The sequence below is a fragment of the Flavobacterium celericrescens genome (genome assembly GCF_011392075.1).
Lineage (GTDB): Bacteria > Bacteroidota > Bacteroidia > Flavobacteriales > Flavobacteriaceae > Flavobacterium > Flavobacterium celericrescens.
In genome coordinates this window covers 384352-407458 of record NZ_JAAJBV010000001.1, presented here as the reverse complement: position 1 = coordinate 407458, position 23107 = coordinate 384352, and the positions used below count along the sequence as shown (strand labels likewise).

The window sequence follows — 23107 nt, the reverse complement described above, 5'->3', positions numbered from 1 at the left end:
TTTATAACCAAATGTTATAATTTTATAAATTCAGTGATACTTTTATAAAAGTAATTACAAGAAGAGAAAATCAGAATAAAATTACCTCAATTTTTGGTAAAAATTAAAATAAAGCGATTTCAGCCGCTTTCACAACTAAAGATGTAAAAACACTTTACCTAAAAAAAATATTTTCTTACAAATTAATTATGAAAGTCATTTTTTAAAGTTTTTAATTATTTAAAATTAAATTTTGATAGTTTTTACTAATAATAACAAAAAAAGATTAAAAATTAAAACTCCATTGATGTTATTTATTTTAACCAAATAGAAATAAAAAAACCTGCAAAGAAAATTTTGCAGGTTTAAATTATTTAAAAAATCTCGACTTCGCTCGATTTGGCAAAAAAATAGAAATTTTTATTGCTCAGAAATTTTTGCCCAAGTATCTCTTAAGCCAACTGTTTTGTTGAAAACTAATTTTTCAGCTGTTGAATCTCTATCTACACAAAAATATCCTAAACGTTGAAATTGAAAATGATCTAATTCTTTTGAAGTAACTAAACTTGGTTCTACATAACCTGTAATTACTTTTAATGAATTTGGATTGATAAACTCTTTAAAATCAACTTCTTTGTCTTTATCTGGACTTTCGTTTGTAAATAATCTATCATACACACGAACTTCTGCTTCTTTTGCATGAGGAATTGAAACCCAATGAATCGTTCCTTTTACTTTTCTTTGACTAGCTTCTGTTCCACTTCCTGATTTAGAATCTACGTCGTAAGTAGCGTGAATTTCGGTAATATTTCCGTTTTCATCTTTTATAACAGACTCACCTTTAATGATATAGGCATTTTTTAAACGAACTTCAGTTCCTAATGTCAAACGGAAAAATTTCTTATGTGCTTCTTCTTGAAAATCTTCTCTTTCGATATACAATTCTTTAGAAAATGGCACTTTTCTGTACGTCATTACCTCTTCTTCTGGATTATTTTCAGCTTCTAACCATTCTTCTTGACCTTCTGGATAATTCGTGATTACTAATTTCACAGGATCTAAAACCGCCATTACACGAGGTGCAACTTTGTTCAAATCTTCACGAACACAGAATTCTAAAAGCGAAACATCAATCAAATTATCGCGTTTTGCAATTCCGATTGTGTTAGCAAAATTCACGATAGAGTTTGGTGTATAACCACGTCTTCTCATACCTGAAATCGTTGACATTCTCGGGTCATCCCAACCTGTAACATGTTTTTCTTCAACTAATTGTAATAATTTACGTTTAGAAACTACGGTATGCGATAGATTTCTACGCGCAAATTCTCTTTGCTTTGGTCGCACTTTAGTTTCATCATAAATTTGATTCAAAAACCAATCATATAATTCACGGTGAGGTAAGAATTCTAACGTACAAAACGAGTGCGAAATTTGCTCTAAATAATCACTTTCACCATGAGCCCAATCGTACATTGGATAAATACACCAATCGTTTCCTGTTCTGTGGTGATGTGCGTGCATGATACGATAAATAATAGGATCACGCATCAACATATTGTTGGCACCCATTGAAATTTTAGCACGTAAAACGTGAGTTCCTTTTTCAAATTCTCCGTTTTTCATACGTGTAAATAAATCTAAATTCTCTTCGATAGAACGATTTCTGTACGGAGAATCGGTTCCTGGTTGCGTTGGAGTTCCTTTTTGTTGCGCCATTTCTTCCGAAGTTTGGCTATCTACATACGCTTTATCTTTTTTGATTAATTCCACTGCCCAATCATACAATTGTTGGAAATAATCTGAAGCATAACATTCTTTATCCCATTTAAAACCTAGCCATTCTACATCGCGCTTGATAGCATCAACATATTCTTGCTCTTCTTTAGATGGATTCGTATCGTCGAAACGAAGGTTTACCGGCGCTTTATAATCGATTCCTAAACCAAAATTTAAACAAATAGCACTAGCATGACCTACGTGTAAATACCCATTTGGCTCTGGTGGAAAACGAAAACGTAATTTATCTTTTGACAAACCATTTTTTAAATCTTCTTCAATGATTTGTTCTATAAAATTCAATGATTTTTCTTCTGTTGACATAGTATCAAAAATTTATGCAAAGATATATAAACTTTCATGGTTTAATACCTTAAAAATGGCTAAAAATTGGTAAATTTGGTATATAATAAAAGAAAAAATGGGAACAATTAAATTACAAAATATCCGAACATTCTCTTACCATGGTTGTTTGATTGAGGAAGGAAAAATTGGATCAGATTATAGTGTAGATTTGGAAATAAAAACAGATTTACGCAAATCGTCTCAAACCGACGAATTAGCCGATACCGTTGATTATGTATTATTAAACAAAATTGTGGTAGAAGAAATGGCAATTCGTTCTAAATTATTAGAGCATGTTGCCCAACGTATAATCACTAGATGCTTTTCTGAAATTCCAGCAGTTTCTAGAATAAAATTAGCGGTTTCTAAATTGAATCCTCCAATTGGTGGTGATGTAGAAGCTGTTACAATAGAAATGGAAGAGTTTAGAAATTAAAAAAGAGCTTTAAAAGCTCTTCTTTTTATTCTAATCTATACTTTCTTCCTTTATATAAATTGCTCGACGCTACTATATGAGCCAAAGCATCTTTTGCTAATTCTTTATCCAATGGAGTTGGAATTAATTCGGTATCACTTTTTATTTTAAATTGTAATGGCTTTGCATTTGGATTCATAATAATGACATCATTTTCAACACGAAAAGCATATGTTTCATGAAACAACATTATTGTTCTTCCTTTTATTCCTTTTGGCAATTTTATTAAATTTCTACCAGGCATTGTTGAATTTGTGGTAATTCCTGATAATGCCAAAACGGTTGAAGGAATATCCATTTGACTTGCTAAATTATCATAAGTTGTTCCTTTTTTAACATTAGGAGCAATAATTAAAGCTGGAATATGAAACTTATTAATTGGAACTAAATTTTTTCCGTAAGTTCTAGTATTATGATCAGCGATTACAACAAAAATTGTGTTTTGAAAATAAGCTTCTTTTTTAGCTAATTCAAAGAATTTACCAATTGAAAAATCGGCATATTTCATGGCGTTATTTACAGTATTTTTAGGTTTTTCATACAATTCTATTCTTCCTTCTGGAAATTCAAAAGGCTCATGATTTGAAGTAGAAAACATTAAAGAAAAGAATGGTTTTTTACCCAAAGATTTAAAATAATCGTTTGCTTTAACCGCTAAATCTTCATCGGAATAGCCCCAAGTTCCTTTCATGGCATATTTTTTTCCATCTTTATCAAAATCGGTTTCATCTATGATGTTTTTAAAACCATTTCCATTAAAAAAAGAAGCCATATTATCAAAATTTGCCATACCACCATATATAAAACTGGTATCATAATTTTGTTTTCCGAAAACTTCAGCTAATGTAAAAAAGCCTTGCTGCGAACCACTTAATTTTACCACACTCTCAGAAGGATTCGGTAAAAAACCTGACGTTACTTGTTCAATTCCTCTTACGCTTCGTGTTCCGGTACAATATAAATTGGTGAATAATAAACCTTCTTTTGATAATTTATCCAATTCAGGTGTTAAGGGTAAACCGTTTAAACAACCAACATATTCAGCTCCTAAACTTTCTTGTAAAAAAATAACAACATTATATTTTGGTTGTATAGTATCAGGTTTTACATGATGCAAAAAAGGTATTTCTGGATTGATAAATTCAGTTACATCCATGTATTTTTTTACACGAGTATAAGCTTCTAATTCATCCATTTTACCATATTTTTTAACATCACCTTCATTCTTAATTGAATATGCAGCAAATGCAACTGTATAAAGCGAATTTAATCCTAATGAGTTCGTCATTTGATCTGAACAAAATATGGCATTACTAGCGTTTATTGGACGTTTAGAGGTTAAACTTCCTCTAGCCCCAAAAAATAAAAAGAAAGCAACTACAGGAAATAAAAGTAACCTTGTTTTATATACACTATCAAGCGGATAAAATATTTTTTTACCATGTTTAAAAGCAAAAAATAAAGCAACACAAAGTAAAATAGTAGTGATAATTAAAGAAGGTAAATAACTTTTAAATAATGTTCCAACAACTTCTTTAGGATAAATTAAATAATCTAAAAACAAGCGATTTGGACGTGTGTCGTATTGATTAATAAAATCTAATGTTGATAATTCCATCAAGAGAAATAAAAACAAGAAGAAAATAAAGTAAAAATTAAAAAACTTTTTAATGTACTTTAAAACCGAATCTGGAAGTAATGATAATAAAACAGTGGGTAAAAATGCGATGTAACTCATAAGAATTAAATCGAAACGAAGACCAATTAGAAACAATTGTCCATAGTTTGGATTCTCCACGACGCGTTCTTTAAAGACAAAAAACAAAAGAATTCTGCTAATAGTGGTTATACATAAACCGATTAAGAAAAAACTAAATATAGGTTTTAAGTAACGTAAATTCTTCATAATTAATCAACTATTTGTTTTGCACAAAATTAAACTTTAAAACTAAATATTTGTACTTAATAAATGCTTAATATTTTTGGAAAAGAGGAAATAAAATGTAAATTTGCAGTCCGTTCAAACAATGGCGTCGTGGCCGAGCGGCTAGGCAGCGGTCTGCAAAACCGTCTACCCCGGTTCGAATCCGGGCGATGCCTCTAAAACCTTCTAAGAAATTAGGAGGTTTTTTTATTGAATTATTTGAAAAATAATTGGTTTTATTGATTTATGTAAACCATCTCCAAACATATAGTTTGTTTTTATATCTCTAATCAAGATATAATCATCTTTCTTAACTTTTTTTAATAATTCTAAAATATCATCAGATATAATATTACCATCAATTATTATAGTATCAAGTCTTGATATTTTTATTGAAAATTGGGTTACTTCATATTTTACATCAAATAGTAAATCAATGTATTTAATACCAATTTTAGCCTCTTTCATTTCTTCTAAAGTAAAAATTAAATTTCCTTTAGTACTATATTCTCCGTTTAAAGTTCCGATTGGAGTAGGCAATCCTTTAATTCTAAAAACATGTTCTTCAACAACTTTTGAACCATCGAAGTTTTCTATTTCAACAAATACTTTTGTTTCGTTACCAGAGCCTGGACGAAGAACATAACTTCCATCTTCATTTTTTGAAACGCCATTACCAGAAATAACATATGATTTAGCGTTGTTAACAGCTATTGAAATAGGATTCGAAACACCACAATAAACCACGTTCATTTTATCTAAAGCAACTACGCTTTTTGTAGCTGGAATAGTATCTTGAGCAAAAGAACTAAAAGTTACAAAAAATAGAAATATCAAAAAATTTCTCATTTATCTCGTTTCTTCGATTTTATCAACTACTTTTTCTTTAAATCCTGGGAAAATTCCTTGTAGTAAAAAGAACACACCAAAGATGATTAATATAAAACTAATCACTCTTTTAATTTTATAAATATTTACAGGAGTAAGTCGGTGTTTTAATTGTTTTGCTAAAATAATTTTTACTACATCTATCGCTAAGTAAAAAAACAAAGTAGCTGTAAAAAAAGTAAAAACTCTAGATGGAATCATTTGCAATCTTGGTCCTTGAGTAATGATAACCATCATCCAAAAACCTAATATTCCGATGTTAATTACATTTAAGAAAAAACCTTTAAAAAATAATCCTAAATAGTTGTTTTTTGGAATATCGTCAATGTCTTTTTCTTCGTCAATTACAAATTTCTTCTTTAATTGAGTATATGAAATCAAACCATAAACCGACATAATTAATCCTCCAATAATATATAAATTAGGATTATCTTTAAACTGCGCTAAGATTTGATTAGAAGCAAAATAAGCAATTAAAATAAAAATAATATCACTAAAAATAATTCCACAATCTAAAGTAAAAGCGGCTTTAAATCCTTTGGTAATACTGGTTTCTAATAAAACGAAAAAACCAGGTCCAATAGAAATTGCGAGTAAAAAACCCCAAGGAATAGCAGCTAATATATCTTGTATTATCAAGTGTTCAGTGTTCAATTATTAGTATTCAGTGCATTTAATAAAATACGAATTTACAAAAAAATCTGCCAACTAAAACTAATGATTGAATACAAACTTACTTCGCTTGTTCAATTGTTCCTCCTGCGATTTTCTTTTCGTTGATTTGTTTTGGTTTCCCATAAATAGTGATTTCTCCACCAGCTCTTGTTTTAGCATCCACTAAATCAGTAGCATATACATCAGCCATTCCACCAGCGTTTACAGTAACTACAGTTTGTTCTGTTTTGCAATCTTGACCGTCATATTTTCCACCTGAATTCGATAAAATATCTTGGTTTTTAACAGTTCCTTTTGTAGTTACAATACTTCCTTGCGAAACACGAACTTGTAATCTATCTGCTTGTAAATTAGTAAGTTTAATTTCAGAACCTTCTTTACAAATGATATCAAAATTTATTGCTGAAATTTCATCTTTTGAAGCAATTCTACTTCCTTCATTTGCTTCTACAGCGTCTAATTTTTTGTAATAAACGGTAGCAGAAACATCATCACCACTTAACATTTTTGTCAAAGGCATTCTGATTTTTAATTCACCACTTTTATTAATTACTTCTACTTCTTGAGAATTAGCTCCAGTCAAAATAATTTTATTTTCAGATGAAGCAACTAAATTGACATCAATTTTATCAAAAGCGGTTACTTTGGTAAAATCACCAACGTTTTTTTCGGTTTGTGCAAAAGCTATTGAACTAATTATTAGTAAACTATAAACTATTTTTTTCATTTTAATATTTTTAAATTCTTATAAAAAAATAATTACTCTCTCTTTCTTAAATAATGAAAATCCAATTGTTTTTTCACTAAATCGGCATTTTTTACTTTAACGTAAATTTCATCTCCTAATTGTAAAATATTTTTAGAAACTTCACCTACTAAAGCATATTGTTTGTCATCAAAGGTGTAATAATCATCTCTAATTTCACGAATTCTAACCATTCCTTCGCATTTATTTTCAATAATTTCCACATAAATTCCCCATTCGGTAACTCCAGAAATTACACCTAAAAACTCTTGATCTTTATGATCTTGCATGTATTTTACTTGCATGTATTTGACAGAATCTCTTTCTGCTTGAGCGGCTAAAGCTTCCATTTGTGAAGAATGTTCACATTTTTCTTCGTATTCTTCTTCACTAACACTTTTTCCGCCGTCTATATAATACTGTAACAAACGGTGTGCCATAACATCAGGATAACGACGAATTGGTGAGGTAAAATGACTGTAATAATCAAATGCTAATCCATAATGACCAATATTTTCAGTTGAATAAGCAGCCTTACTCATGCTTCGAATCGTAAGCGTATCCACTAAATTTTGTTCTTTTTTACCAACAACTTCTGAAAGTAAATTATTCAAAGAACTCGAAATATCTTTTTTAGATCGGAAATTGATTGAATAACCAAACTTAGCAATCACGGTTTGAAGATTAATTAATTTATCTTCATTTGGTTCATCGTGAATTCTGTAAATAAAAGTTTTCTTCTGTTTTCCAATGAATTCCGCTACTTTTCTATTCGCTAATAACATAAATTCTTCAATCAAATGATTAGCATCTTTACTTTGTTTGAAGTAAACTCCAATTGGTTCCGCATCTTCATTCAAATTGAATTTCACTTCTACTTTATCAAAAGAAATCGCTCCAGCTGCCATTCTTTTTCTTCTAAGAATTTTAGCTAATTCATCCATTTTTAAAGTAGCATCAACAATTGGTTTTGGAACGATATATTCGCTTCCAGTTAATGAAATTTCGGCTGGAATTGCATCTGATTTAGTTTCGATGATACTCTGAGCTTCTTCATACGCAAAACGTTGATCAGAATACGTTACGGTTCGTCCAAACCAAGCATTTAACACTTCTGCTTTATTATTCAGTTGAAAAACTGCTGAAAAGGTATATTTTTCTTCATGTGGACGAAGTGAACAAGCAAAGTTGGATAACACTTCTGGTAACATTGGAACCACTCTATCAACTAAATACACCGAAGTTGCTCTTTTATAAGCTTCATCATCTAGAATTGTTCCTTCTTGTAAATAATGCGAAACATCTGCAATATGAACTCCGATTTCGTAATTTCCATTTTCTAAAACCTGAAACGATAACGCATCATCAAAATCTTTTGCATCTTTCGGGTCAATCGTAAACGTTAAAACATCACGCATATCGCGACGCTTTTTAATTTCTTCTTCAGTAATTGAAGTATCTATTTTATTTGCATAAGCTTCTACTTCAATTGGAAAATCATACGGTAAACCATATTCAGCTAAAATCGCATGAATTTCGGTGTTATGTTCACCTGGTTTTCCTAACACTTTAATCACGGAACCAAAAGGAGAATCGGCTTTTTTAGGCCAATCTTCTAATGTTACTAAAACAACATCTCCGTGTTCTGCATCACCAATTTTATTTTTTGGAATGAAGATATCAGTATACATTTTAGCATTCGCAGTCGTTACGAAAGCAAAGTTTTTTTGCACATCAATAACTCCAACAAACTCTGATTTTTTACGTTCTAAAATTTCTAAAACTTCAGCTTCTGGTTTACGTGAACTTCTTCTGTTGTAGATATACGCTTTTACTTTATCACCATCTAAAGCATGATTCAAGTTGATAAACGGAATAAAAACATCGTCTTCTAATTCGTCACAAACAAAATAACCTGTTTTACGAGACGTCATATCTACAATTCCTTCGTAATATTCGGCTTTGGAAATAATTTGATATTTTCCAATTTCTGTTTCGTGAATTTTATCTTGTGCTTTAAGTATTTTTAAATCTCTAATTATTTCGTTTCGGCTTTTGGTATCACTTAACTCTAAAACAGCAGCTATTTGCTTGTAATTAAAAGATTTAGAAGGTTCTCTTGAAAGTATTTTAAATATTTGTGCAGTAAAATCTTTTGGTTTTTTACCTAATTTTTTTGGTTTCTTACTCATTGTATCATTTCTAATTAAAGTTGAAAGTTACGAAGAAGAAATTAGAAATAAGAATTCGTAAATTAGAATTAACCAAATTATAACAAAATTGAAAAAAAGAAGTTTTCAACATTTATTAAAAACAATAAAAAATATTTTTAATTAAATTTAAATTTATGATGGTTATTATAGCGTGTTAATATGTGGAATAAGTTTTTTTATAATAGTGTTGTTTAAAAGTTATTGATACTTATACAACGAAATTAACAATTAAATAATATTGTAAAGAATTGAAAATTAGTTTATATAAAATTTTAATAATCAACTTATCAACAGATGTTCATAGTTGATTTTATTATTATTTTGTAAATAACTTTTATAAGAGATTTGTGTTAATAACTACCTAAAAACTATTAATAAATTTTCAACAAAAAAAGATAACTAACCTTGATTTTTTAAATTCAATTTTTGATTACATATTTTTTCAATACAACCTAAAAAAAGTTCTAATTTTCTATCTAAAGTTGTTAACAAATGTTGTTAATTTAAATTTATCTGATTATCAATGATTTACAAAAAAGAATTAACATATGATAAAAATCATAGTGGAAAGTTGAATACTTTGTTGATTTTTAATGAAATAGATTAAAATTTCATATTGTTTCGATAGTTTTTAAAATCTTCTTGCAAAAGTTTGAAATCTATTTTTCCTTTATTTTTTTTCAGGTGTTCCAAAATCACAAAACTGCGCTCTATTTTTAAGTTAGAACTTTTAAATTTATTAATAACATGAATAAGAGTTCGTTGCACACCAGGGGTTAGTTTGTGAAATAAATTACTTCCATCTGGATCACTAAATAAAACCTCTTCCATTTCTTCAGAAATTGGCATACCATATTTAGATTCATCTGGTTGAAGCTCTACTAAAACAGCATCACCAACATTTATTTTTATTTCTTTTAAAACCTCTTTGTTTAACAATATATAATGGAAGTTTCCTTTTGGAGCCATTGCTCTACTTACAGTAATTGTATTATTCAAAGTACATTTTACACGTTTATCAATGGTTGTTTTTAATAATTCTTTATAAACATCTTCTGGAATTTCAATATATGGTCCGTGTCCTAAATTGTTTTCAGCAAAAGAGTCTATTTTTCCTTGAAATTTCATTTTATTTATTTTTATATACAAAGCTAATTTAATATAAAACAACAAATGATTACTTTTGTAAAATATAATTAACAACACAACACACATCATGAAAATTTCAATCGGTAATGACCACGCTGGTCCAGACTACAAAAAAGCTATAGTTCAATTTTTAGAAGAAAAAGGACACACTGTTTTTAACCACGGAACAGATACTTTTGATAGTGTAGATTATCCTGATTTTGGTCATCCAGTAGCGTATGATGTGGAATCAAAAAAAGCTGATTTAGGAATTGTAATTTGTGGCTCAGGAAACGGAATCGCTATGACAGTGAATAAACATCAAGACATTCGTGCGGCTTTATGTTGGACAAAAGAAATTGCTGCTTTAGCACGTCAACATAATGATGCAAATATTTTAAGCATTCCAGCGCGTTATACTTCTATTCAGCAAGCTATTGAAATGGTAGATACTTTTTTAAACACACCTTTTGAAGGAGGAAGACATGCTAATCGTGTAAAAAAAATAGCTTGTAAATAGTTTTAAATGAGTCACAACCACGTTCATATTCACAAACACGAAGTAAAAGCAAAAAATTTAGTTTATTCTATTTTATTGAATTTACTAATTACGGTTGCTCAAATAGTGGGCGGAATTATTTCAGGAAGTTTGGCATTAATTTCTGATGCATTACACAATTTTTCTGATGTGCTTTCGCTAGTTTTTAGTTTAGTGGCTCATAAATTATCACGTAGAAAAGCTTCAATAGATCAAACTTTTGGGTTGAAAAGAGCCGAACTTATTGCGGCTTTTGTAAATGCTGCAACTTTAATCATTGTTGCTTTTATCCTTATATATGGTGCTGTTGAACGTTTTTTTCATCCTCATGAAATCAAATCAAATTTAGTAATTTGGTTAGCGGTATTAGGAATTGCTGTTAATGGTTTGTCAGTGATTTTATTAAAAAAAGATGCCGATCATAATTTGAATATGAAATCTGCTTATTTGCATTTATTAACCGATATGATGGCTTCAGTAGCGGTTTTAGTAGGTGGATTATTGATGAAATTTTATGGTTGGTTTTGGGTAGATAGTGTGATGACAATTTTAATTGCTGTTTACTTAATTGTGGTGGGTTATGATTTGATAAAAAAAGCAACAAAAATGTTAATGCTTTTTACACCAGAACATATTGATATTAAAGAAATTGTTAGAGAAGTTCATAAAGTTCCTGGAGCAGGAAAATTGCATCACATTCATGTTTGGCACTTAAACGAAGAAGAAATTCATTTAGAAGCCCATTTAGATTGTCCAGAAGATTTTACGTTAACTCAATTCGACGAAGTTTTACACCGTATAGAATTAGTTTTGTTTGAAAACTTTGGAATTAATCACATCACAATTCAGCCTGAATTTAAGAAAGAAGATCCAAAAGATTTTATCGTTCAAGATTAAAAAACAAGATTAATTCCATAGAATTCTTAAGATAAATCGCAAAACAATTAATTGAAGTATTCCAACTGTAAAAAACTTTAGTAAAAAACTTCGTTTTGAAATTTTATGTCTAAAAAGTAACATCCCAACAATACCCCCCAATAAGCCTCCTAAAAAAATTAACCATAGTAAACGAATTTCAGAAATACGATTACCATTTTTTTTAGCCATTTTTTTATCATAACCCCAAACAAAAAGAGTTATTAAATTTATCATCAATAAATAAAATAATATTGGTTCCATAGGTTTATAATTTTATTCAAAGATAGTATTTTAGCATTTCAATTTTTATTTACGATGACTCACATTCAATTCATTCAAAACCAAACTAACATTGCTCCAAAGAGCATTGAAGCTACTATAAAATTACTTTCAGAAGATTGTACAATTCCGTTTATTTCGCGTTACCGAAAAGACCAAACCGGAAATTTAGATGAGGTACAAATCGAAGCCATTTCAAAATTAAACAAGCAATTTGATGAAATCATCAAACGAAAAGAAAGCATTTTAAAATCGATTGAAGAGCAAAATGCACTTTCTCCAGAATTGAAAGCTAAAATTGAAAACAGTTTCGATTTACAAGAATTGGAAGATTTCTATTTGCCCTATAAAAAGAAGAAAAAAACCAAAGCTGATGTCGCTCGTGAAAACGGATTAGAACCTTTGGCAAAAATCATCATGAGTCAAAAAAATGATGATATTGAATTTTTAGCTTCCAAATATTTGAATGCGAATGTAAAAAACGAAGACGAAGCGTTACAAGGTGCTCGAGATATTATTGCCGAATGGATTAATGAAAATATATTTATTCGTAAAAATTTACGTCGCTTGTTTCAAAGAAAAGCAGAAATTACAACTAAGGTAGTTAAAACCAAAAAAGATGACGAGGCGGCTCAGAAATTCTCCCAATATTTCGATTGGGCGGAACCAATTGCTAAAGCACCATCACATCGTTTATTAGCTATGTTACGTGCTGAAGCGGAAGGTTTTGTGAAACTAAATGTCGCAATCGAAAAAGAAGAAGCGCTAGATTTCATCGAAGAAAATATCATCAAAAATAAAAATTCGGATGCGACTGAACATTTGGAATTAGCGATAAAAGACAGTTACAAACGCTTGTTAGAACCTGCTATTTCAAATGAAGCCTTACAAGAAGCAAAAGCCAAAGCCGACATAAAAGCGATTGATGTATTTTCCGAAAATTTACGTCAGTTATTGTTAGCACCACCATTAGGTGAAAAAAGAATTTTAGCCATCGATCCAGGTTATAGAACAGGTTGTAAAGTTGTGTGTTTGGATGAAAAAGGAGATTTGTTAAATAACGAAACTATTTATCCACATGCGCCACAAAACGATACCGCTATGGCAATGAAAAAAATCCGTTCGATGGTGAATGCTTATAATATTGAAGCGATTTCTATTGGTAACGGAACCGCTTCTCGTGAAACCGAATTTTTCATCAAAAAAATCGCTTTTGACAAACCTGTTCAGGTTTTTGTAGTTTCGGAAGCGGGAGCATCTGTCTATTCTGCGAGTAAAATTGCTAGAGAAGAATTTGCTAATTATGATGTAACCGTTCGAGGTTCGGTTTCGATTGGGAGACGCCTTTCAGACCCATTAGCAGAATTGGTAAAAATTGATCCAAAATCTATTGGTGTTGGACAATATCAACACGATGTAGACCAAACAAAATTGCAATCAGCATTAGATAGTACGGTAATGAGTTGTGTGAATTCTGTTGGGATTAACATTAATACTGCTAGTAAATCGTTGTTGAGTTACGTTTCAGGAATTGGTGAAAAAATGGCGGAAAATATTGTAGCCTATCGTTCGGAAAACGGCCCTTTTGAAGATAGAAAGCAATTGAAAAAAGTACCGCGTTTAGGAGAAAAAGCGTATCAACAAGCGGCAGCTTTCATCAGAATTCGTGATGGGAAAAATCCGTTGGATAATTCTGCAGTGCATCCAGAAGCGTATCCAATTGTGGAAAAAATGGCTAAAGATTTGGGCATAAAAACCACTGAATTAATTGCTAATAAAGAAAAAATCGCTCAAATAAAACCTGAAAATTACATCACGGCTGAAATAGGAATTTTAACTTTAAAAGATATTTTAAAAGAGCTAGAAAAACCAGGCTTAGACCCTAGAAAAGCTGCTAAAATTTTCGAATTCGACCCAAATGTTCGCTCCATTTCCGATTTAAGAACCGGAATGATTTTACCAGGAATTGTGAATAATATTACCGCTTTTGGATGTTTTGTAGATTTAGGAATCAAAGAAAGTGGTTTGGTTCACATTTCACAATTGAAAGAAGGTTATGTTTCTGATGTAAACGAAGTCGTAAAAATGCACCAACATGTGCAAGTAAAAGTAGTTGAGGTTGATGAAGCTAGAAAACGCATTCAGTTGACGATGATTTTATAAAAACAAAACCCAAATTACTTAATAATTTGGGTTTTGTTTTTTTATCTACAAAAACTATTTCGTTTCTTCCTCTTTTTTAGAATTTGCAGGTTGGTCGTCTTTAGCGGCATTTTTAAATTCTTTGATACCACTACCTAATCCTTTCATTAATTCAGGAATTTTTTTACCTCCAAAAAGTAATAAAACAATAGCTAAAATGACTAATATTTCTGTAAGACCTAATTTTCCCATGATATGTAAAATTTATAACTTTTATTCATTTAATACGTTACAAAGATAATAAGAAATTAACAAACCATTATTTTTTAACTAATTATTATGTGTATTAAAGTAACAACACGTTGTATTTAGTATATTTGTGATACTAATTTGTTTTTAAAAATGCCTAATAAACGACTTAAACGACAACTACTTCTCAAAAAGTTATACAATAAAAGAAGATTAGTTATTCTTAATGAAGATACTTTTGAGGAAACCTTTTCATTAAAATTAAACTTGATGAATGTTTTTGTAGTTGGTTCTATTGGTGCTATTTTAATCATTTTTGTCACAACTTATATTATTGCATTTACGCCACTTCGCGAATATATTCCTGGATATGCTTCTTCAAAATTAAAACAAGAAGCTTTGGAAATGGCAATTAAATCTGATTCTTTAGAAAAATCTGTTAAACTTAATAATGCCTATATTGCCTCAATAAAAAAAGTTTTAACAGGCGATTTAGAATATGCAAAATTGAATAAAGATTCAATAAAAGCATCCGATTTAGAAGGAATTAGCAATGAAAGTCTTTCTCCAACCGAACAAGAAATAGAGCTAAGAAATCAAGTAATTAAAGAAGATAAATTTAATGTATTTGAATCAGCTGAACCAAAAGTTAGTTTTGTATTATTTCCTCCAGCTCAAGGTGCAATTTTGGAAAAATATAATCCAAAAAACAAACATTTTGCTATTACAATAGCTTTAACAAATAACACGCCAATAAAATCAATTGGAGCAGGAACAATTATTTTTTCAGATTGGACACCGAGTGCTGGTTATGTAGTAATCATTCGTCATAAAGATGATATTTTATCTGTATATAAAAACGCAGCTTCGGTTACAAAATCTCAAGGAAATGTAGTAAAATCTGGAGAAGTAATCGCTTTAGCAGGAAGTTCAACACCACAAAAGCCAAATGCCACTTTACGATTCGAATTATGGAAAGATGGTTTCCCAATTGATCCAACTCAATTTATCAATTTCAATTAGCATGTCGTTAAAAGCTTTAGCAGCAAAAATTTTTGCCAAAAGAATTCATAAAATCACTCAAAAATGGGCTACAAATCCTATTGAAACGCAACAAAAAGTTTTTGAAAATTTAATCAAACAGGCTAATCAAACTCAGTTTGGAAAAGACCACGATTTCTGTATGATAAAATCTCATTCCGATTTTGTTCAAAAAGTTCCTGTTCGAGATTATGAAGGGTTAAAACATTATGTAGATAAAGTGGTGAAAGGCGAAGAAAATGTACTTTGGAAAGGAAAACCGTTATATTTTGCTAAAACTTCTGGAACCACTTCAGGTGCTAAATATATTCCGTTGACAAAAGAATCGATGCCGTTTCATATTCAAGCCGCTCGAAATGCTATTTTAAGTTATATACACGAAACAGGTAAAGCTGATTTCGTTTCAGGTAAAATGATTTTCTTGCAAGGAAGTCCAATTTTAGAAGAAAAAAACGGAATCAAATTAGGGCGATTATCAGGAATTGTAGCGCATTTTGTTCCTAAATATTTGCAAAAAAACCGTATGCCAAGTTGGGAAACCAATTGCATCGAAGATTGGGAAACCAAAGTAAATACAATAGTTGCCGAGACTATTAATGAAGACATGGCAGTAATTTCAGGCATTCCTTCTTGGGTACAAATGTATTTTGAGAAATTGGCAGCAAAAGCGAATAAACCGGTTGGCGAAATTTTCAAAAACTTTAATTTATTCATTTATGGTGGAGTGAATTATGAACCTTATCGTGCAAAATTTGAAAACCTAATTGGAAGAAAAGTTGATTCTATTGAATTATTTCCAGCTTCAGAAGGTTTTTTTGCATACCAAGATTCTCAGTCAGCAAAAGGAATGTTGCTATTATTGAATTCTGGAATTTTCTATGAATTCATAAAAGCAGACGAATTTTTCACCGAAAACCCAAAACGTTATACGATTGGTGAAGTAGCATTAGGCGTAAACTACGTTTTAATTATTTCCACAAATGCTGGACTTTGGGCTTACAATATTGGAGATACTATTCAGTTTACGAGTTTAAAACCGTATCGCGTAATCGTTTCGGGAAGAATTAAACATTACATTTCGGCTTTTGGTGAACACGTTATTGGAAAAGAAGTGGAATCGGCTTTAAAAGAAGCGATGGAAGGCACCAATGTTAGTGTAAACGAATTTACAGTTGCACCACAAATCAATCCTTCAGAAGGTTTACCTTATCACGAATGGTTCATCGAATTTGAAAATGAACCGAATAATTTAGACGATTTTGCTTTACGAATTGATAACGCTATGCGCAAACAAAATGTATATTATGACGATTTAATTGTGGGTAATGTTTTACGAACTTTAGTAATTTCAAAGGTTCCAAAAAAAGGTTTCCAAGACTACATGAAATCCATAGGAAAATTAGGAGGACAAAATAAACTACCAAGATTAAGTAACGATAGAAAAATTGCTCAGTTTTTTGAGATAAAAGAATAAAGATGAAAGATAAAAGACTGATTTGGATTTTTTTAGCTGTTTCACAATTTACATTTTCACAAATCCGTGGCGTGGTTAAAGATAGTCTTTCGGGAGAACCAATTCCGTTTGTGAATATTTGGGTGGAGAATGAACCAATAGGTACTACGTCAGAAGTTGACGGTAGTTTTTCATTAAAGATAGAACAAGAAAAAATATTGGTTTTTTCGACTTTGGGTTATGAAATAAAAAAAACCTCTACAAAAAGTGAAATCATTTTATTAAAACCAAAAAATTTTGAATTAAAAGAAGTGGTAATATCAATTCCGAAGAAAACAAAAGAGGTTGAAATAGGCGTTTTAAATAAAAGGTTTTATTTACCTGAAAGTCAAGTAGTACCATGGATTATTGCTAAAAAGTTTAATTTAGAAGAAAACAATCCAGATTTGAATTTTGTAAAAGATTTGAGTTTCTTCATAAAAAGCGAGATACAAAATGGTGTTTTTAGAGTTAGGCTTTTTGGAGTTAATTCAGATGGAATGCCTGGAGAAGATTTAGTTTCTGATGAAATAATTGTTGAAGTTAAAAAAGGAAAAAGTAAAATAACAGTAGATGTTTCAAAATACAATATTCAAATCCCAAAAGAGGGAATAGTTGTAGGTTTTGAAAGTTTATTCATAGATAGAAATAAATATAATCAAAAAGCTAGTGTAAATGGCACCAAAAAAACTGCATATATTGTGAACTATGGTCCTCATATAGAATATTGTATGGATAGTAATGAAACTAGTTATGTTTTTCGCTCATCAAGATGGATAAAACAAAAGAAAGCTAAATATAACGAAAAAGAAACACGTTCATTTGCGCCTGCAATAACTCTAACTTTAACTAACTAATGAAATATATCATTTTTCTATACTTAACATCCTTTTCTATTTCTGCACAAATCCGTGGCGTGGTTAAAGATAGTCTTTCGGGAGAACCAATTCCGTTTGTGAATATTTGGGTGGAGAATGAAAATATAGCTACCACTTCTGAAATTGATGGTAGTTTTTTCTTAGAGACAAAACCAGAAAAAAACATTATTTTTTCAATTTTAGGATTTGAAAAAAAAATCATTAAAGCTTCTCAAGTGTCAAATGTGTTTTTAAAACCAGCAACTTTTGATTTGAAAGAAGTTGTCATTCTAAACAAAAAAGAAACCAAACAAATCGAAATAGGAAATATCAAAAACACAACTTTTCAAGCATTTGATAATGGACCAAAAGTGGAGGCAAAATTTTTTCCTTATGACAAATTATATAGTAAAACAAGATTCATAAAACAAGTCACTATTTTTACTGATAGTAGGATTGACAGCGCAACAATTAAATTACACTTTTACAAGGTTGATAAAGATGGAGCGCCAGGAGAAGAACTTCTTACCAAAGATTACATTGTTACTTTAAAAAAAGGCGTTATTAAACACAAATTTAACTTAAGTCAATTTGATTTAGAATTTCCAAAAAATGGACTTTTTGTTGCCTATGAAAAGTTGTTAATTGAAAGTAATAAAACAGGCACAAAATATCAGCCTTATGTTTTATATAATTATGTGGAAAGAGATTTTTTTTATACTTTTTCAGGAGGAAAATGGAATAAACAAAAAGCTGAGGAAGCTACAAAGTTACAATTGAATGAACCGGCCATAAATCTAGTATTATCTAACTAAAATAAATATTGTACCTTTGCAGGTTAGAAAAACAAAATATTAATGAAAGACATTAAAAACATTTCGCGCTCAAGAGCGCAAGAGTCCTCAGCAGCTATTGAGCGACTGTACATTACCATGAGACATTTATTCAACAGAGGTTTTTATAAACCAATGGGTGTTTCAGGTGAAACTTTAAGAGAAGCTTTATTAGCACTTCGACCAGAAATTTACGGTTCAATTGCCGAAGAAAAAGTAGAATTAAACGGATTGTTGTATGTAATTGAACGTTTACCAGTAGGTATCGAGCAATGTAGATACATCAATTTAACATCAGATGAAGGCTATTCAAATTCGCATTTTAAAGCAATTGTTCCACCAAAAAGAAGAAGAAATTGCTACCGTATTGACGACGAGCAAATGAATATCGAAATCACACGTGGACGTTCTGACATTTATGATATTTTAACGCATTTGACCTTCATTTTCATAGAATCACATAAAATAAAAGACAGAGTTTTAATCGATGAAGAAGGAAGATTTACACGCGATTGGGAAAAACTTGAACAAGTAGTTTTACAAAATAAAAAGCTAACTCTTGTTGATCGAGAAAAGGCAATATCCCATGCTTCAAATATTTTGGGAAGAACATTTGCCGAAGTAAAAGAAATTTATGAAGATTTTGGTACCGCAGAAACACCAGAGCGTTTTTTACACATCGTTTATTGGTTAGGAAAGTTAGCTATTGAAGAAATAGTTGATAACAATAAAAGAACCATTACTTTCAGCCCTATTTTAAGAGAGCGTTTAGGACATCATATTTATGGCGAAATTTGGGCAAACGACATTAAAGAAGTTTTGGTAAAAAACAATTTAATTGAAAGACCAATTCATATTATTAGTGCCAATATGCACAGTGTAATGAATTCTATTTTTGCAGAACCTGTTTTAGGAAAAAAATACAAAGATGCGCCTGATTTTCAAATATTTGAAGATTTAAGTAGTTCAAATAACAAAGAGTTACGCAAGAAAGTTGAAGATTTTGCGTTACAACAAGGAATGATTTCTTTACCAGATACATCTGGAACTAATATTGATGTTCAAATTTTTGATACAGCAAAAATTGATATTAAAAAATCAGCTTTTGCAAAGGCAAATTTAGGCGACAGTAAACCAGTGTTAATTGTAATGGATTATGCTTTTGGAGAACAAGCTTATGAAACAATAGATGAGTTATTGAAACCATATAAAATAAATAAGAATAAAATCTTTTTAAATGTAGAATCGGTTTCTATAATGGGTAAAGCTGGAATTTTAGAAGGAGGAAAAGGAGATATTATGATTCCAACTTCTCATGTAAATGAAGGAACAGCTGATAATTATCCTTTTGAAAATGAATTAACCGCAGACATGTTGAGAGGAAATGATATACCGGTTTTTGAAGGACCAATGATTACTGTTTTAGGAACATCACTTCAAAATAGAGATTTATTGAAATTTTTCCACGAATCTACATGGCAAGCGATAGGATTAGAAATGGAAGGAGCTTATTATCAAAAAGCAATTCAATCGGCTTCAAAAATTAGAAAAAGCATCAATCCTAATGTAAAAGTTAGATATGCTTATTATGCTTCTGATAATCCATTAGAAACTGGAAGTACATTGGCTTCAGGGGGTCTAGGAACCACAGGAGTAAAACCAACGTATTTAATTACGATTAAAATATTGGAACAAATTTTTAATGTAAAACAATAATAAATGAGTACAAATTCTCAAGACCAAGAAATTGATTTAGGACAAATTAGAATAGGAATCAAAAAATTTTTCAACGGAATAATTAATTCAATTTTTGACGTTATTTTCTTCGTAAAAAAGAAGATTATTGTTATTGGAACACTTTTTTTAATTGGAATTGTATTAGGTTTTTTTATCGATAAAAACCCAGTCTATACACAAGACATTACAGTGATTCCAAATTTTGGTAGTAATGAATATTTGTACAAAAAAGTAGATTTCTTAAACTCAAGAATTATTGAAAAGGATGAACAATTTTTCAAAAGTATTGGGATTAATAATTCAGATGAAATAGGAAAAATACAAATTAAAGCGATTAATGGAATTTTTGGTTTTGTAAATATGCGAGACAATGAGCAAAATTTTGAATTAATTAAATTAATGGCTGAAGACGGAAATATTGATGAAATTATAAAAAGTGATATAACAAGTAAAAATTATTATTTGCACAACATCACTTTTCAAACAGCTGAAAAAATTAATCAAAATGAAGTTATTGACCCTCTTTTAAAATATTTACAAGACAATTCGTTTTACAAAACACAGCAAAAAATTTATCAGGAAAACACAAATGATAAAATCAAATTTAATGATTCGTTAATAAAACAGATTGATGGATTAATTGTAAAATTGTCTGATAATAATTCGGGTAGTAATGTATCTATTTCTGAAAATAAAGGAATTAGTGAGTTGATTAACAAAAAGAATGAATTAGTTATAGAATCTCAATATCTAAAAATACATAAACATGAGTATGAGGATATTATTAAAACACAAAATGTTTCCTTAAATAATGTTAGCACAAAAGGTTTAAATAACAAGATGAAGTTAATTTTACCTGTTTTATTTGTGTTTCTATACTTAGGATTTTATAAATTTAGTTCGCTATACAAAAAACAATTAGCAAGAATTAATAGTTAATGAAAAACATATTAGTAACAGGCGGTGCCGGATTTATTGGAGCTAATTTTGTTCCCTACTTCATAGAAAATAATTCAGATTATCATGTGGTAAATTTGGATTTACTTACTTATGCTGGAAATTTAGAAAACGTTTCAGAAGTTGAAAATCATCCGAGATATACGTTTGTGCAAGGCGATATTTGCGATAGAAATTTTGTAGAAGAACTATTTCAAAAATATCAGTTTCATGATGTGATTCATTTCGCAGCAGAAAGCCATGTTGATAATTCTATTTCTGGACCAGAAGCGTTTATTAAAACTAATGTTTTAGGAACGTTTAATTTATTGGATACCGCAAGAAAACTTTGGATGTTGGCCCCAAATCAATACAATGCTGAATTTCAAAATTCGCGTTTTCATCATGTTTCTACAGATGAGGTTTATGGAACTTTAGGTGAAACAGGCTTGTTTGAAGAAACTACTCCGTATGCGCCAAATAGTCCATATTCTGCATCAAAGGCAGGTTCAGATATGATTGTGAGAAGTTATTTTCATACGTATGGAATGAACGTTGTAACAACAAATTGCTCTAACAATTACGGACCAAAACAACACGATGAAAAGTTAATTCCAACGATTATTCGTAAAGCGATTTCTGGCGAAAATATTCCAATTTATGGCGATGGAAAAAATGTCCGCGATTGGTTATATGTTTTAGATCATTGCAAAGGAATTGAATTAGCGTTTAAAATCGGAAAAGCTGGAGAAACCTACAATATAGGAGGAAGAAACGAGCGTAATAATTTATATATAGTTGATACTGTTTGTTCAATTTTGAATGAATTGCAACCAAAATCAGAAGGAAAATATCAAGATCAAATTACATTTGTGAAAGATAGACCAGGTCATGATTTACGTTATGCTATTGATGCCACCAAAATTGAAACAGAATTAGGCTGGAAAGCTGATGAAAATTTCGAATCTGGAATCAAGAAAACAGTTCAATGGTATTTAACCAAGTTTAAAAGATAAAAATTAAAGGTTTTTTAAACTTTTTTACTTTTTACTTTTTACTTTTATCTTTAAAGAATGAAAGGAATTATATTAGCAGGAGGTTCAGGCACACGTTTACATCCGTTAACATTGGCGGTTAGTAAACAACTAATGCCTATTTATGATAAACCGATGATTTACTATCCATTATCAACCTTGATGTGGGCAGGAATTAGCGAAATTTTAATTATTTCAACACCACATGATTTACCTTTATTTCGTCAATTATTAGGTGATGGAAAAACGTTAGGTTGTAAATTCGAATATGCAGTTCAAGAACACCCAAATGGACTAGCTGAAGCATTTATCATTGGAAAAGAATTTATTGGAAACGATAAAGTTGCTTTAATTCTTGGAGATAATATTTTCTACGGAACAGGTTTAGCTGAACTATTGCAAGAAAACAGCAATCCGAATGGAGGAATTGTTTATGCTTATCATGTTCACGACCCAGAACGCTACGGTGTAGTAGAGTTTGATGGTGCTGGGAAAGTTTTATCTATTGAAGAAAAACCAACACATCCAAAATCAAATTTTGCCGTTCCAGGAATTTATTTTTATGATAATCAAGTAGTTGAAATAGCTGCAAACATTAAACCAAGTTCACGAGGAGAATTAGAAATCACCGATATTAACAAAGCTTATTTAGAACAAGGAAATTTAAAAGTTTCCATTTTAGATAGAGGAACCGCTTGGTTAGACACAGGAACATTTCAATCATTAATGCAAGCAGGACAGTTTGTACAAGTAATTGAAGAACGTCAAGGATTAAAAATTGGCGCCATCGAAGAAGCAGCATACAAAATGGGTTTTATCAATGCTGATCAATTAAAAAAATTAGCAGAACCATTATTAAAAAGTGGTTATGGAAAACATTTAATGAGTTTAGTGAGTTAA

21 protein-coding genes and 1 tRNA gene are annotated in these 23107 nt (G+C 30.3%); 13 read left to right on the top strand and 9 right to left on the bottom strand.

The features are described 5' to 3' along the window. Positions 1-399: 399 nt before the first annotated feature. The gene (locus tag G4L40_RS01900) at positions 400-2082 is read right to left on the bottom strand and encodes a glutamine--tRNA ligase/YqeY domain fusion protein (RefSeq protein WP_166235456.1); all 1683 of its coding nucleotides are present in this window, start codon (positions 2080-2082) and stop codon (positions 400-402) included. A gap of 97 nt (positions 2083-2179) precedes the next feature. Between G4L40_RS01900 and folB the strand changes: the two genes are divergently transcribed. Then, positions 2180-2539, top strand: coding sequence for a dihydroneopterin aldolase (gene folB, locus G4L40_RS01895; protein WP_166235454.1), 360 nt, complete (start codon positions 2180-2182; stop codon positions 2537-2539). Positions 2540-2564: 25 nt separating this feature from the next. Here the strand turns inward: folB and G4L40_RS01890 are convergent, their stop codons facing one another. Continuing rightward, a complete protein-coding gene (locus G4L40_RS01890) occupies positions 2565-4376 on the bottom strand; it encodes an LTA synthase family protein (protein WP_317163918.1) in 1812 nt (603 codons plus the stop codon). A gap of 231 nt (positions 4377-4607) precedes the next feature. Here G4L40_RS01890 and G4L40_RS01885 point away from each other — a divergent pair. Next, a tRNA-Cys gene (locus G4L40_RS01885) sits at positions 4608-4678 on the top strand. 31 nt (positions 4679-4709) lie between these two features. Here the strand turns inward: G4L40_RS01885 and G4L40_RS01880 are convergent. The 5 genes from G4L40_RS01880 to G4L40_RS01860 form a co-directional block, all read right to left on the bottom strand. Further along, positions 4710-5351 (bottom strand): GldM family protein, encoded by a 642-nt coding sequence (locus G4L40_RS01880; protein WP_166235449.1) that lies wholly within the window; start codon positions 5349-5351, stop codon positions 4710-4712. Beyond that, on the bottom strand, positions 5352-6029 hold the full coding sequence (locus tag G4L40_RS01875; RefSeq protein ID WP_207785303.1) for a LysE family translocator: 678 nt from the start codon (positions 6027-6029) through the stop codon (positions 5352-5354). 94 nt (positions 6030-6123) lie between these two features. After that, positions 6124-6792, bottom strand: a complete 669-nt coding sequence (locus G4L40_RS01870; protein WP_166235447.1) for a head GIN domain-containing protein — start codon at positions 6790-6792, stop codon at positions 6124-6126. Positions 6793-6824: 32 nt separating this feature from the next. Next, positions 6825-9002: a ribonuclease R gene (gene rnr, locus G4L40_RS01865; protein WP_166235445.1), complete on the bottom strand. Its 2178-nt coding sequence runs from the start codon at positions 9000-9002 to the stop codon at positions 6825-6827. Between the two features lie 624 nt (positions 9003-9626). Continuing rightward, positions 9627-10151 (bottom strand): DUF1905 domain-containing protein, encoded by a 525-nt coding sequence (locus tag G4L40_RS01860; protein ID WP_166235443.1) that lies wholly within the window; start codon positions 10149-10151, stop codon positions 9627-9629. Between the two features lie 88 nt (positions 10152-10239). Here G4L40_RS01860 and rpiB point away from each other — a divergent pair, with 88 nt between their 5' ends. After that, positions 10240-10671 carry a ribose 5-phosphate isomerase B gene (gene rpiB, locus G4L40_RS01855; protein ID WP_166235441.1) on the top strand — a complete coding sequence of 144 codons (432 nt, stop codon included), beginning with the start codon at positions 10240-10242 and terminating at the stop codon, positions 10669-10671. Between the two features lie 6 nt (positions 10672-10677). Continuing rightward, a complete protein-coding gene (locus G4L40_RS01850) occupies positions 10678-11586 on the top strand; it encodes a cation diffusion facilitator family transporter (protein ID WP_166235439.1) in 909 nt (302 codons plus the stop codon). A 9-nt stretch (positions 11587-11595) separates the two neighbouring features. Here G4L40_RS01850 and G4L40_RS01845 read toward each other — a convergent pair whose 3' ends face one another. Next, positions 11596-11868, bottom strand: a complete 273-nt coding sequence (locus G4L40_RS01845; RefSeq protein ID WP_166235437.1) for a DUF1294 domain-containing protein — start codon at positions 11866-11868, stop codon at positions 11596-11598. 54 nt (positions 11869-11922) lie between these two features. Between G4L40_RS01845 and G4L40_RS01840 the strand changes: the two genes are divergently transcribed. After that, entirely contained in the window at positions 11923-14049 is a 2127-nt protein-coding gene (locus tag G4L40_RS01840; protein WP_166235435.1) for a Tex family protein, read from the top strand. A gap of 54 nt (positions 14050-14103) precedes the next feature. Here the strand turns inward: G4L40_RS01840 and tatA are convergent, their stop codons facing one another. Beyond that, complete coding sequence (gene tatA, locus G4L40_RS01835) at positions 14104-14280, bottom strand: twin-arginine translocase TatA/TatE family subunit (RefSeq protein ID WP_166235433.1); 177 nt, start codon at positions 14278-14280, stop codon at positions 14104-14106. A 150-nt stretch (positions 14281-14430) separates the two neighbouring features. Here tatA and G4L40_RS01830 point away from each other — a divergent pair, with 150 nt between their 5' ends. From G4L40_RS01830 to rfbA, 8 genes are read left to right on the top strand one after another with little or no spacing between them, the layout of a single operon-like run. Then, positions 14431-15300: a murein hydrolase activator EnvC family protein gene (locus G4L40_RS01830; RefSeq protein WP_166235431.1), complete on the top strand. Its 870-nt coding sequence runs from the start codon at positions 14431-14433 to the stop codon at positions 15298-15300. A 1-nt stretch (position 15301) separates the two neighbouring features. Then, positions 15302-16792 carry a GH3 family domain-containing protein gene (locus G4L40_RS01825; protein WP_166235429.1) on the top strand — a complete coding sequence of 497 codons (1491 nt, stop codon included), beginning with the start codon at positions 15302-15304 and terminating at the stop codon, positions 16790-16792. Positions 16793-16794: 2 nt separating this feature from the next. Then, positions 16795-17667 carry a carboxypeptidase-like regulatory domain-containing protein gene (locus G4L40_RS01820; RefSeq protein ID WP_166235427.1) on the top strand — a complete coding sequence of 291 codons (873 nt, stop codon included), beginning with the start codon at positions 16795-16797 and terminating at the stop codon, positions 17665-17667. Then, on the top strand, positions 17667-18482 hold the full coding sequence (locus G4L40_RS01815) for a carboxypeptidase-like regulatory domain-containing protein (RefSeq protein ID WP_166235425.1): 816 nt from the start codon (positions 17667-17669) through the stop codon (positions 18480-18482). Before G4L40_RS01820 ends, G4L40_RS01815 begins: the two co-directional genes overlap by 1 nt. Positions 18483-18524: 42 nt before the next feature. Next, positions 18525-20216: a DUF6909 family protein gene (locus tag G4L40_RS01810; protein WP_166235423.1), complete on the top strand. Its 1692-nt coding sequence runs from the start codon at positions 18525-18527 to the stop codon at positions 20214-20216. 3 nt (positions 20217-20219) lie between these two features. Then, complete coding sequence (locus G4L40_RS01805; RefSeq protein WP_166235421.1) at positions 20220-21176, top strand: hypothetical protein; 957 nt, start codon at positions 20220-20222, stop codon at positions 21174-21176. Continuing rightward, positions 21176-22189 (top strand): dTDP-glucose 4,6-dehydratase, encoded by a 1014-nt coding sequence (gene rfbB, locus G4L40_RS01800; protein ID WP_166235419.1) that lies wholly within the window; start codon positions 21176-21178, stop codon positions 22187-22189. The genes G4L40_RS01805 and rfbB overlap by 1 nt, the downstream gene beginning before the upstream one ends. A 57-nt stretch (positions 22190-22246) precedes the next feature. Further along, positions 22247-23107, top strand: a complete 861-nt coding sequence (rfbA, locus tag G4L40_RS01795; RefSeq protein ID WP_166235417.1) for a glucose-1-phosphate thymidylyltransferase RfbA — start codon at positions 22247-22249, stop codon at positions 23105-23107.